The 11,748-nt window shown below is 66.6% G+C and carries 9 protein-coding genes; 4 read left to right on the top strand and 5 right to left on the bottom strand.

Annotation, left to right across the window (positions count from 1 at the left end):
• The first annotated feature begins 10 nt into the window (after positions 1 to 10).
• The 3 genes from BDI24065_RS00340 (at position 11) to BDI24065_RS00330 (ending at position 3,769) form a co-directional block, all read left to right on the top strand.
• A complete protein-coding gene (locus BDI24065_RS00340) occupies positions 11 to 1,072 on the top strand; it encodes a Rieske 2Fe-2S domain-containing protein (RefSeq protein WP_175029498.1) in 1,062 nt (353 codons plus the stop codon).
• A 156-nt stretch (positions 1,073 to 1,228) separates the two neighbouring features.
• A complete protein-coding gene (locus tag BDI24065_RS00335; RefSeq protein WP_175029497.1) occupies positions 1,229 to 2,572 on the top strand; it encodes an MFS transporter in 1,344 nt (447 codons plus the stop codon).
• Positions 2,573 to 2,674: 102 nt separating this feature from the next.
• Positions 2,675 to 3,769, top strand: a complete 1,095-nt coding sequence (locus BDI24065_RS00330) for a porin (protein ID WP_175029496.1) — start codon at positions 2,675 to 2,677, stop codon at positions 3,767 to 3,769.
• A 25-nt stretch (positions 3,770 to 3,794) separates the two neighbouring features.
• Here the strand turns inward: BDI24065_RS00330 and BDI24065_RS00325 are convergent, their stop codons facing one another.
• Positions 3,795 to 4,241 (bottom strand): hypothetical protein, encoded by a 447-nt coding sequence (locus BDI24065_RS00325; protein WP_175029495.1) that lies wholly within the window; start codon positions 4,239 to 4,241, stop codon positions 3,795 to 3,797.
• 416 nt (positions 4,242 to 4,657) lie between these two features.
• Between BDI24065_RS00325 and BDI24065_RS00320 the strand changes: the two genes are divergently transcribed.
• Positions 4,658 to 6,847, top strand: a complete 2,190-nt coding sequence (locus BDI24065_RS00320) for a TonB-dependent siderophore receptor (protein ID WP_175029494.1) — start codon at positions 4,658 to 4,660, stop codon at positions 6,845 to 6,847.
• Positions 6,848 to 6,883: 36 nt separating this feature from the next.
• Here the strand turns inward: BDI24065_RS00320 and BDI24065_RS00315 are convergent, their stop codons facing one another.
• The 4 genes from BDI24065_RS00315 to manD all read right to left on the bottom strand — a co-directional run bounded on the left by BDI24065_RS00315 (position 6,884) and on the right by manD (position 11,742).
• Complete coding sequence (locus BDI24065_RS00315) at positions 6,884 to 8,173, bottom strand: MFS transporter (RefSeq protein WP_175029493.1); 1,290 nt, start codon at positions 8,171 to 8,173, stop codon at positions 6,884 to 6,886.
• 85 nt (positions 8,174 to 8,258) lie between these two features.
• Positions 8,259 to 9,293, bottom strand: coding sequence for a 3-dehydro-L-gulonate 2-dehydrogenase (gene yiaK / locus BDI24065_RS00310; protein ID WP_175029492.1), 1,035 nt, complete (start codon positions 9,291 to 9,293; stop codon positions 8,259 to 8,261).
• A gap of 179 nt (positions 9,294 to 9,472) precedes the next feature.
• Entirely contained in the window at positions 9,473 to 10,504 is a 1,032-nt protein-coding gene (locus tag BDI24065_RS00305) for a Zn-dependent oxidoreductase (protein ID WP_175029491.1), read from the bottom strand.
• Positions 10,505 to 10,533: 29 nt separating this feature from the next.
• A complete protein-coding gene (gene manD, locus BDI24065_RS00300; protein ID WP_175029490.1) occupies positions 10,534 to 11,742 on the bottom strand; it encodes a D-mannonate dehydratase ManD in 1,209 nt (402 codons plus the stop codon).
• Positions 11,743 to 11,748: the final 6 nt, after the last annotated feature.

Raw genomic sequence — 11,748 nt, 5'->3', positions numbered from 1 at the left:
GAGACAATCAATGGAGCAACATCCCCGGTCATCAGTCAATACTCCTCAATTCCCGGTCGACCGATGGTGGGTCGCCGCGCTGTCATCCGAACTGACGGACAAACCCGTCGCCCGCACGCTGCTCGGCCATCCGGTCGTCCTGTTCCGGTTGCCGTCCGGGGAAGTCGGTGCGCTGGAGGATCGCTGCTGCCACAAGTCGCTGCCGCTGTCGTGCGGCTCGCTCGAAGCGCGCGGCCTGCGCTGCGGCTATCACGGCCTGCTGTTCGACCGCGGCGGCGCCTGCGTGGAGATTCCCGGGCAGGACCGGATTCCGGCCAAGGCGTGCGTGTCGTCGTACCCGGTGCAGGAGCAGGACGCAATCGTGTGGATCTGGATCGGCGCCGACGCGCACGCTCGACCGACCTGCGCGCCGCCGCGCTACGCGTTCCACGAGGATCCGCAATACCGGTTCGGCGGCGGCAACTACCATTACGACGCACCGTATCAACTGATTCACGACAACCTGATGGACCTGAGCCACCTCGGCTATGTCCATCTGAACACGATCGGCGGCAACGCGCCGCTGCACATGGGCGCGGAAACCCGCGTCAGCAGCGACGGCGACACGGTGACACTGGTTCGCCGGATGCCGGATTCCGTCCCGCCGCCGACCTACACCGCCGCATGGCCGTTCGCGGCCCGCGTCGATCGCTGGCAGGAAATCGAGTTCCACGTGTCGCACATCCGGATCTGGACCGGCGCGATGGACGCCGGTACCGGCGACCTGCACGACCCGGCGCGCGGCGGCTTTCACATGCGCGGCTTCCACGGCATCACGCCCGAGACGGAAACCACGACGCACTACTTCTGGACCGTCGCGACCAATCCGCAACACGACGTCGAGCGCGTCGCGCAAACGGTCATCGAGCAATCCGCGGCGACGTTCGACGAGGACAAGACCGTGATCGAAGCGCAATACCGGAATCAGTTGCGGTTCCCGGGCGGCCGACAGATCGACATTCACGTCGACGCGGGCCCCAATCGCGCGCGGCGCGTGATCGAACGACTGCTGCTGCAACCCGAACCCGCGTAAGCATCGGGCCGGCGCACCAGCGGCGCCTGCCGGCCGCGGCGGGTGTTCCCCGGGGATGCCCGTCATCCCGCGCATTCGGTTTCATCCCATCCGCTACCGCCGGCTTCGATTCCATTCCATTTGATTAGTCATACTATTTTATGAAGGATCTTTGACGTGAGCGCAAATATCCGCAATACGATCGACGAATCCCCGATGAGCGCGTTCCAGACGATGGCGGTTACGGCCTGCGTCGTGCTGAACATGCTCGATGGCTTCGACGTGCTGGCCGTCGCGTTTGCCGCGCCGCACCTGGCGGCCGAATGGAAACTGAGCGGCAAGGAAATCGGCCTGCTGTTGAGTGCCGGGCTGGCCGGCATGGGCATCGGCTCGGTGCTGATCGCGCCGCTGGCCGACCGCGTCGGCCGCCGCCGCATCATCCTGCTCTGCCTCGCCGTGATCTCGACCGGGATGCTCGCCTGCGCGGCCACGCACGGCACGCTGCAACTCGCCATCGCGCGGGCGTACACGGGGCTCGGCATCGGCGGCATGCTCGCGAGCCTGACCGTGATCAGCGGCGAGTACGCATCGAACAAATGGCGCAGCGCCGCGATCGGCATGCAGTCGACCGGCTACGCGATCGGCGCCACCGCCGGCGGCGTCATCGCCGGCACCCTGCTGTCGACGTGGGGATGGCGCAGCGTGTTCGCGTTCGGCGGCATCCTGACCTTGCTGGCGATCCCGATGGTGCTTGCGCTGCTGCCGGAATCGCTCGATTTCCTGCTGGCGAGGCGCCCGGACGACGCGCTGCAGAAAATCAACCGCATCCTCGCGAGAATGAAGCGCGCACCGATCGACTCGCTGCCGGCCGCGACCTCGCCCATCGACACGGCGAGCCCCGCGTCGAGCTGGACGGCCGTGCTGCGCGCACCGCTCGCGCGCCGCACGATCGCGTTGTGGATCGCGTTCTTCCTCGTGATGGGCAGCTTCTACTTCGTCGTGAGCTGGACGCCGAAGCTGCTGGTCCAGGCCGGGCTGTCGGCATCGCAGGGCGTCACCGGCGGCGTACTGCTCAACCTCGGCGGTATCGCGGGCGCGTCGCTCTTCAGCCTGCTGTCGACGCGCTTCGGCCTGCGCAACCTGTTGGGCGCGACCCTGCTGCTCGGCGGCGCGCTGATGGTCGTGTTCGGCGCGAACACGGGCTCGCTCGGCATCGGGATGACCGTCGGGGTATTCCTCGGCGCGGTGATCAATGCGTGCGTGGCCGGCATGTATGCGCTGTCGCCGACGCCGTACCCCGCCGAGATCCGCACGACCGGCATCGGCCTTGCGGTCGGCATCGGCCGCCTCGGCGCGATCCTGTCGCCGATGACGGTCGGTGCGCTGCTGGACGACGGCTGGTCCGTGTCCCATCTCTATCTCGCGTTCCTCGTACCGATGGCCGGTGCGGCAATCGCCGTCTTCATGGTGGGCGCGCGTGCCGCGGCACCGCGCCGGCAACGCGACCCGGCGATGTCGTAACACGCAACGCCCGCAGTCCTGCCGATACCCGTCGGCATTCCGGATCCGTCCGGGTCAATAAAAAAATCGATAAGCATATCTACATACTGTTTGGAGACAGCCATGAAAACGAAACTGGGCGTCGCACTCGCGACGGCAATGGCGCTGGCCGGACCGGCCTGCGCGCAAAGCAGCGTCACGCTGTACGGGATCATCGATACCGGCGTGTCCTACTACAACAACGCCGCGCACGGCGGATCGTTCACGGGCATGCCGACGCTGACCGGCGAGGTACCGTCACGGTGGGGGCTGAGAGGCACGGAGGATCTCGGCGACGGCTACCAGGCCTTCTTCGTGCTCGAAAACGGCTTCCAGCCCGGCACCGGTGCACTGAACTACGGCGGGCGCCTGTTCGGGCGACAGGCGAATGTCGGCGTGAACAGTCCGTTCGGCGCGCTGACCCTCGGCCGGCAGATGAACATGTCGATGATCGTGCTGACCAATGCCGACGTGATCGGCCCGTCGATTCACTCGATGGCGGATTTCGATTCCTATCTGCCGAACGCGCGCAGCGACAATGCGATCGGCTACAAGGGCACGTTCCACGGCGTGACGCTCGGCGCCACCTACAGCTTCGGCCGCGACGCGGCCGGGCCGGCAGGCCCGTCGGCGACGGGCTGCGCCGGACAGGTGCCCGGCGACATCGTCGCCTGCCGCCAGTACACGGCGATGCTCGCGTATGACGCGAGCAACTTCGGGCTCGCCGCGTCGCACGACGTGATGCGCGGCGGCGGCGGCGCGCTCGCCCCGCTGAACAACCCGGCGTACACCGATACGCGCGACATCGTCGCCGGCTACGTGAAGATCGGCCCCGCGAAACTGGGCGCCGGATGGATCCGCCGCAACCTCGCGGCGGCCGAACACCTGCAGGCCGATATCGTGTTCGCCGGCGGCACGTACTACGCGACACCCTACCTCGCGCTCGACCTTCAGGGCGTACGCTACCTGCAGCGCCGCGAAAGCAGTGAAGGCGGCACGAATGCCACGCTGCTCGTCGGCCGCGCGAACTATTTCCTGTCGAAGCGGACGACCGTCTATACGTCGGTGGGCTACATGTTCAACAGCACGCTGGCTGCGAACGCGGTCGCTGCCGGCGGGACGGTCGGGACCGGGATGAACCAGCTCGGCGTGATGGCCGGCATCCAGCAGAAGTTCTGAACGCCGGACACCGCGCCAGCGCAGGTCAGTTGGCGAGCCGGCAGTGCGACAGCTTCAACCCCGGCAGGACGGGCGCATCGATATAGCCTTCGTTCACGCAACTGAAGCGGAACGCGGCCGACGTGACGAACGGCTTGATCTCGCCGCCGGGGAATTTCGGCTTCAGCGCTTCCTGGTCGGCCACGTCGAAATGCGTGTCGAACTGCTCGCCGTCGGCCGTCAACGCGCCGAAATAGGTGCCGCCCGGATCGCCGCCCATCCGGATCACGGCGCCGACGAACACGAGGCGCTTGCCGTCGTACTTCGTCTTCGCGGCAGCCATATCCTGCGTATAGGCCTCGATCACGGCGCCGTAATGCGCATCGATCGCGGGCTCGGTGTCCGACGCTGCGCAGGCGGTCTGGTGAACGCCCGCCAGCATCGTGCACGCCGCAAACGCGGCCGCCGCGAACGGCGCGGAAATCTTTTTCATGGGTGGTCTCCCGTCAAGCGTGGTGGTTGAAGTGATTGAATACGGCGCTTCGCCGGCTGCCCGGCACAACGCTCGATGAATTCGCTTCCGTTGCTTCAGTCGTTCGAATGGCGGAACACGGCTGCGATCACTTCTCCACCCGCATGGTCGTGTGCGGTGCGCAGCGTCGCGCTGAACGCGACGTGACAGGAAGATGACATGGTGCGGCCCCCGGCTCTCTCATTGAATTTCACTGCGTCTGATTTTGGTCGCTACGGTAGCAGACGGCCGACGGCCCGGCAACCAAGGCCCGCATGCCGCCGATCGCCTCATTGCAATTGCAAATGATTCTCATTACATATATTATTCACACCTTGGTCGCGGTGAAACGCCGCGGCACGCGACACGATCCTTAGTACTCCGTCCTGCATCGATTCATGCCATCCCGTCGAACACCCCGCCGCGCCCGGACCCTGCGTCCGTGGCGCACGAGCCTGCCTGCCCTGATCACCCTGTGCGTCGCGAGCGGCACGCATGCGTCCGCCGCCGAACAAGGCGCCGCCGAACCCGCCGCCTCTGCTTCCGCTTCCACGCCCGCGCCGCCGGCCGCGCGCGAACTCCCGGCCATCAGCGTCAGCGCATCGGCAACCGCCGATCCGACGATCGGCTATCAGCCGCGCACCACGAGCATCGCGGGCGGCGACAACCGTTCGATCAAGGAAATCCCGCAATCGGTCGCGGTGGTCAGCAGCAGCGTGATGCAGGACCAGCAGGCGCGCTCGCTCGACGACGTGCTCGGCAACATCAGCGGCGTCACGCAGACCAACACGCTCGGCGGCACGCGCGACGCGTTCATCAAGCGCGGCTTCGGGTCGAACAACGACGGCTCCGTGCTCGTCGACGGCGTGCGCACGCCGGTGCTGCACAGCTACCTCGCGACGATCGACCGCGTCGAAGTGCTGAAGGGCCCGGCGTCGCTGCTCTACGGGATGCAGGATCCGGGCGGCGTGATCAACCTCGTCACGCGCAAGCCGGAAGACACGTTCGGCGGTTCGATCTCGGCCTCGCGCACGAGTCACGGCGGCAGCAGCGCGACGTTCGATCTCACCGGCCCGCTCGGCAAACCGGGCCAGGTCGCGGGCGGCACGCTCGCGTTCCGGCTGACCGGGCAATACGACACGAGCCGCTACTGGCGCAGCTTCGGCCGCCAGCGCGACGCGCTGATCGCGCCCGCGCTGTCGTGGCACGACGCGAACACGTCGATCGACGTCAGCTACCAGTACGTCGACTACACGACGCCGTTCGATCGCGGCACCGTGCTCGTGAACGGCCAGCTCGACGATGCGCTGCGCTATCGCCGCTACGAAGAAGCGTGGTCGCAGAGCAATGGCATCCAGGAAACGCTGCGCGCGCGCATCGAGCACCGCTTTTCCGATGCGTGGCGCGTGCGCGCGACCTACGGCTGGGGCCGCGATCGCTACGACCAAACCATCACCCGCGCCACCGCATTCAACAGCACGACCGGCGCACTGACGCGCTCTTCCGACGCGAACCTCGGGCGCAACGATTCCGACCAGATCGCGACGCTCGGCCTGCTCGGCAACGTGACGCTCGCCGGGATGAACCACGCGATCTACATCGGCGGCGAATACGAGCGGCAGCGCAGCTTCCGCGGCGACACGATCCGCGGCAAGGCGACGAAGGGCTTCAACCTGTACGACCCCGTGTACGACCTGCTCGCACCCGGCGGCCTGCCCAATCCGAAGCAGAGCGATTCACGCTCGGTAGCGCACGCGTATTCGACGATCGTGCAGGACTCGGTGAAGCTCACCGACCGGCTCACCGCGGTGGGCGGATTGCGCTGGGAAAACTGGCAGCAGGAATCGGGGATGGGGCGGCCGTTCGCGTTCGCCGACCGCTCGCGCGGCAGCGTCTGGTTGCCGCAGTTCGGGCTCGCGTATGCGCTCACACCGGCGCTGACCGCCTATGCGAACGTGAGCCGCTCGTTCAAGCCGAACGTCGCCACGAACGTCGCCGCGCCGCTCGCGCCGGAATATGGCCGCGTGCTCGAAGCCGGGCTGAAGTTCAGCCTGAAGCCGGCGATCACCGGCACGCTCGCGGTCTACCAGATCGACAAGCGCAACGTCGCGGTCACGGTCGGCGATCTCACGTCGACGATCGGCACCGCGCGCTCGCGCGGGATCGAGCTCGACGTCGCGGGGCAGATCACGCGCCATCTGAGCGTGATCGGCAGCTATGCGTATACGAACGCGACCGATCGCGACAGCGACACGCCGCTCGCCAACGTCGCGCGCCACACGGGCAGCCTGTTCGCGGTGTACGACACGGCGATCGCGAACCTGCCCGGCCGCTGGCGCTTCGGCGGCGGCGCACGTCTCGTCGGCGCGCGTTCGGGCGACACCGCGAACAGCTTCACGCTGCCCGGCTACGTCACCGTCGATGCGTTCGCTGCCTACGAAACGACGATCGGCAAGTTCCCGACCCGCTTCCAGCTCAACGTGAAGAACCTGCTCGACAAGACCTACTACCCGTCGAGCAACAATAACCTGATCATCGCGGTCGGCGAGCCGCGGCTCGTCACGCTGACGACGACGGTGTCGTTCTGACCGCCATCGTGCGGACGGCCGCGGCGTGGCGCGCGGCTAGTCCGCCTTGGGCGGACAGACCCGGTAGAACACGATGCTGCACAACGCGAGGAAGCCGGCCAGGATGGTCATGCCGGTCCGCAGGCCCGCATAGCCGATGATCGTCGCGCCGAGGATGCCGGACAGGCTCCCGCACGCGTTGATCAGCGCGAAGCCGGCCGCGGCTGCCGGGCCGGACAGCACGCGCCCCGGCAGCGTCCAGTAGATCGGCATCAGCGACAGGATGCCCGATGTCGCGACGGTCAACATCACCAGTGCGAGCCAGAAGTTGTCGTGCGCAATCGTCGCGACGAGCAAGCCGATCGCGGCCAGCGCGACGGGTATCACGCCGTGCCGGCGCAACCGCCCGGATTGCTCCGCGCGCTTCGCGTTCACGTACATGCAGATGGCGGCCACGCCGAACGGGATGGCGGTCAGCAGCCCGACCGTCAGGTTGTTCGCCACCCCCGCGTCGTGAAACAGCGTCGGCATCCAGAACGTCAGGCCATAGAACCCGGTGTTGAACAGGATCATCACGACGATCAGCGCGTAGATCTTCGGCGACCGGAATGCATCGGCCACGCGATGCGACTTGACGGCCGCCTCCTTTGCGACGTTCGCCTCGATGATCTGCTTCTCGCGCGCGCTCAGCCAGTCCACGTCTGCCGGACTGTTTCGCAGCAGCATCAGGATGACGACGCCCAGCACCACCGACGGCAGCCCTTCGAGCAGGAACAGCCACTGCCAACCGCGGATGCCCGCCACGCCGTTCATCGTCTCCATGATCGCGCCGGACAGCGGCGCACCGAACACGACGGCGACCGGCAACGCCATCAGGAACAATGAATACATGCCGCTTTGGCGCCGGGCAGGCAGCCACGTGTTCGTGTAGTACATGACGCCCGGGACGAAGCCGGCCTCACAGACGCCCAGCAGGAACCGCAGCGAATAGAACGCGGCCTCGTTCCTCGAGAAGATCATCAGGATCGACACGATCCCCCAGGTGATCATGATCCGCGCGATCCATGCCCGCGCGCCGACACGCCGCAGGATCAGGTTGCTCGGGATCTCGAACAGCATGTAGCCCCAGAAGAACACGCTCGCACCGAGTGCGAACGACGCATTCGTCAGACCGAAATCGGCCGCCATCTGCAGTTTCGCGAACCCGATGTTGACGCGGTCCAGGTAGGACATGATGAAACCGAGGAAGAACAGCGGGACGATCCTCAGTATCACTTTCCGGTACAACGCATCTTCGTTCCGTGCCTCGATGCCTGCGTCCAGCGCAAGCGCGACATCCGCCCTCATGGTCAGTTCTCCCGATTAAAACAAGCGTCCTTGCAACAATGGGTTCGATCCGTCGTCTCGTGCCGGCGTGGCCGCCGTCGTGTCGTCAGCGCTTCTGCGACGCCCGGCGTTCCGCGAGCGCGAGCACGTCGGCCCAGATTCCGTCGTCGACGGCGATCCCGTGCTGCCGCTGTTCGATCCGGGTGCGCAGCGCACTCTGCCCCGGATAAAGCACTTCGTTGCTGTCTTCCGCGAGCTCGGACGTGTTCACGTAGTCCGCCACGCCGTCGGCCACGTGGTTCGTGAACGCTTCGCCGCCGAGCTTGCGCGGGTCGATCACGATGAAGACCTGCGAGCACCCGGTGCAGCTTCCTTGCTGAATCGCATCGATCCCGTTCGTCGCGAGCCCTTCGGACAGCACCGCCGCGAGCACGTCGAGCATGATCGCGAAGCCCGAACCCTTCCAGTAGCCCATCGGCAAAATGCGCATCGACGCCTCGATCGGGCCGGGCTCGGCCGTCAAATTCCCGCCGCTGTCGAAGCCTGCCGGAAACGGCATGTTCCTCCCCTTGAGGCGGGTGGCCTGCAGCTTGCCGTACGAGTACTGCGACATCGCCATGTCGAGCACGATATGGCCGCGCTCGCGCGGCACCGCCATCACGAACGGGTTGTTGCCGACGCGCGTATTCTTGCCGCCCCAGCCCGGCATGCAGGATTCGGTGTTGGTCCAGCAGATCGCGATGTAGCCGCGCTCGGCAGCGTGCCAGCCATAGGTGCCGCCCCGCATCCAGTGGGTCGCGTTGCGCATCGCCACGATGCCGACACCCTGCTCGTCGGCGATCTCGATGGCCCGGCCGGTCGCGGACAGCGCGTTGAGAATACCCGGGCCGCGATGGCCGTCGCAGACCTCGATCGCACCGAATTGCTTGACGCGCTCACGCACGCCGTCAAGGTTCACCCACCCCTTGTCCAGATAGTCGACGAATCGTGCGACGCGATTGATGCCGTGCGAATTGACGCCGTCGCAGGTCGATTCGGTATGCACCCGCGCGCAGATCTCGGCGTCGCGTTCGCGCATGCCGGCATTCACGAGCGCCGCATGGATCGCACGCTGCATGTCTTCGAAGGGAATCCGGGTCACGATGCATGTCTCCTGATGGTGGATATCGATGTGTTCGATCCCGAACCTGCCCCCGATGCGGCGCGCGGGATTCGCACCGCCCTGGCCCGCCGTCGGCGGGCGATCGCGTCATGCGACCGGTGCGGCGCGACACGCGCGACACGCTCCGGCCGGTGCGGCGAAACAGGATGGAACCGCGATCAGCCGCCCGCGAAATCGAGCAGGATCTTGCAGCTTTCCGCCGGATTGCGCTCCGCCATGTCGAACGCCCGCGCGACATCCCGAAAGCCCACCTTGTGCGTGACGATATGCTCGGGCTCGATCAGCCCGCGGGCGATCCAGTCGATCACCTGCGGGAACATCGCGCAGTTCAGCCGCGACGCCGCGAGCGTCAGCTCCTTCTTCGTCAGCTCGGCCTGCACGATCGCCGACGGTTCCGATGAAAAACCGAGCACGCCGATCCGCGCTGCCGGCGCGGCGATCCGCACGGCTTCCTCGAGAATCGACGGATGGCACACCGCATCGAAGATCAGCGTCGGGCCGCCGTCGACGCCGCGCCGTTCCAGCGCGTCGGGCAGCGACTCGACGCTCGTGTTGATGATCTCGTCTTCCGCCGCGCCGCACTTGCGCGCGAGCTGCAGCCGCGCATCGAGCCGGTCGGTGATGAACGCGCGGATGCCGTACACGCGCTTGAGCACCTGCAGGATCGTCAGCCCGACCGTGCCGGCGCCGTAGATCAGCGCAACATCGCCCGGCAGCACGCCGGTGCGCGACGTCGCATTCGCGGCCACCGCGAACGGCTCGACGATCGCAGCGCAGGTATCGGCGATCGCTTCAGGAATCCGGTACGCATTGCCGGCCGGCACGCACGTGTACTGGCTGAAGCCGCCGTCCCGATGCACGCCGAGCACGGTCAGGTGGCGGCACACGTTGCGACGGCCGATCGTGCACGCGTGGCAATGCCCGCAGCTGATCACCGGGTCGACCGCAACGGTCTCGCCGAGCCGCGCGGCATCGACGCCCGCGCCGACCGACTCGATCGTGCCGACGAACTCGTGGCCGATGATGCGCGGGTACGACACGAACGGATTCTTGCCGTGAAAGATGTGCAGGTCCGACCCGCAGATGCCCGCATAGCGCACCTTCACGCGCACTTCGCCGGCGACGGGCACGGGCAGCGGCACCTCACGCACGCCCATGCTGTTCGGACGATCGACAACGACACTCAACATTTCGATTCCCTCCTTCCGATCTTCAACGCTTACCAGTTCCACATCGAGCCGTCACGCAGCCGGGCGACCGGCAGGTATGCGCGCTCGTACGGATATTTCGCAGCCAGCGTCTCGTCGATGTCGACGCCGAGGCCCGGCACGTCGTCCATCACGAGATAGCCGTCCTCGAAGCGGTAGCTGTGCGGAAACACTTCATCGGTCAGCGGGCTGTGCGGCATCAGTTCCTGGATGCCGAAGTTCGGCGCCCACAGCCCGAAGTTCACGGCCGCCGCCATGCAGACGGGCGACAGGTCGGTCGCGCCGTGGAAACCGGTACGCACCTGGTACATCGCCGCGTAGTCGGCAATACGCCGCACGTGCGTGATGCCGCCCGCATGCACGATCGTCGCGCGGATGTAGTCGATCAGCTGGTCGCGGATCAGGTCCTTGCAATCCCATATCGAGTTGAACACCTCGCCGACCGCGAGCGGCGTCGTCGTGTGCTGGCGAATCAGGCGGAATGCGTCCTGGTTCTCCGCGGGCGTCGCATCCTCGAGCCAGAACAGCCGGTGCGGCTCGAGATCGCGGCCGAGCCGCGCGGCCTCGATCGGCGTGAGGCGGTGATGCGCGTCGTGCAGCAGGTGCGGCGCATCGCCGACCGCGTCGCGTACCTTGCGGAACAGTTCCGGCGTGTGGCGCAGGTAGAGCGCAGTGTCCCAAGGCTCCTCGGGCGGCAACCCCTTCTCGGCGGGCTCGTATGCGCCCGCGGTCTTGCCGACGCCGTACACCTTGTCGAGCCCCGGCACGCCCGATTGCACGCGGATCGCACGGTAGCCTTCCTCGATGTGCGCGCGCACCGCGTCGACCGCTTCTTCATGATCGCGCCCGTTCGCGTGGCCGTACACCATCAGGCCGTCGCGACTCTTGCCGCCGAGCAGCTGATAGACGGGCATGCCCGCGAGCTTGCCCTTGATATCCCACAGCGCCATGTCGATCGCGGCGATCGCCGTCATCGTCACGGGCCCGCGCCGCCAGTACGCGCCGCGATACAGGTATTGCCAGATGTCCTCGATGTTGCGCGGGTCGCGGCCGACGAGGCACGGGAACACGTGGTCTTCCAGGTACGCGCGCACAGCGAGCTCGCGCCCGTTGAGCGTCGCGTCGCCGAGGCCGTACACGCCTTCATCGGTCACGATCTTCACCGTCACGAAGTTCCGGCCCGGACACGTGACGAAGGTCTGCAAGCGTTCGATTTTCACTGCGCT

This window comes from Burkholderia lata, assembly GCF_902499025.1.
GTDB classification, from domain to species: Bacteria; Pseudomonadota; Gammaproteobacteria; order Burkholderiales; family Burkholderiaceae; genus Burkholderia; species Burkholderia lata_C.
The sequence above is the reverse complement of the archived record's forward strand: the minus strand, read 5'-3'. Positions and strand labels throughout refer to the sequence as shown.

What these genes read in the sequence shown, in the direction of transcription:
- BDI24065_RS00340 (WP_175029498.1), top strand. Translation starts at nt 11, where the DNA reads ATGGAGCAACATCCCCGGTCATCAGTCAATACTCCTCAATTCCCGGTC.
- BDI24065_RS00330 (WP_175029496.1), top strand. Translation starts at nt 2,675, where the DNA reads ATGAAAACGAAACTGGGCGTCGCACTCGCGACGGCAATGGCGCTGGCC.
- BDI24065_RS00325 (WP_175029495.1), bottom strand. Translation starts at nt 4,241, where the DNA reads ATGAAAAAGATTTCCGCGCCGTTCGCGGCGGCCGCGTTTGCGGCGTGC.
- BDI24065_RS00320 (WP_175029494.1), top strand. Translation starts at nt 4,658, where the DNA reads ATGCCATCCCGTCGAACACCCCGCCGCGCCCGGACCCTGCGTCCGTGG.
- BDI24065_RS00315 (WP_175029493.1), bottom strand. Translation starts at nt 8,173, where the DNA reads ATGAGGGCGGATGTCGCGCTTGCGCTGGACGCAGGCATCGAGGCACGG.
- BDI24065_RS00305 (WP_175029491.1), bottom strand. Translation starts at nt 10,504, where the DNA reads ATGTTGAGTGTCGTTGTCGATCGTCCGAACAGCATGGGCGTGCGTGAG.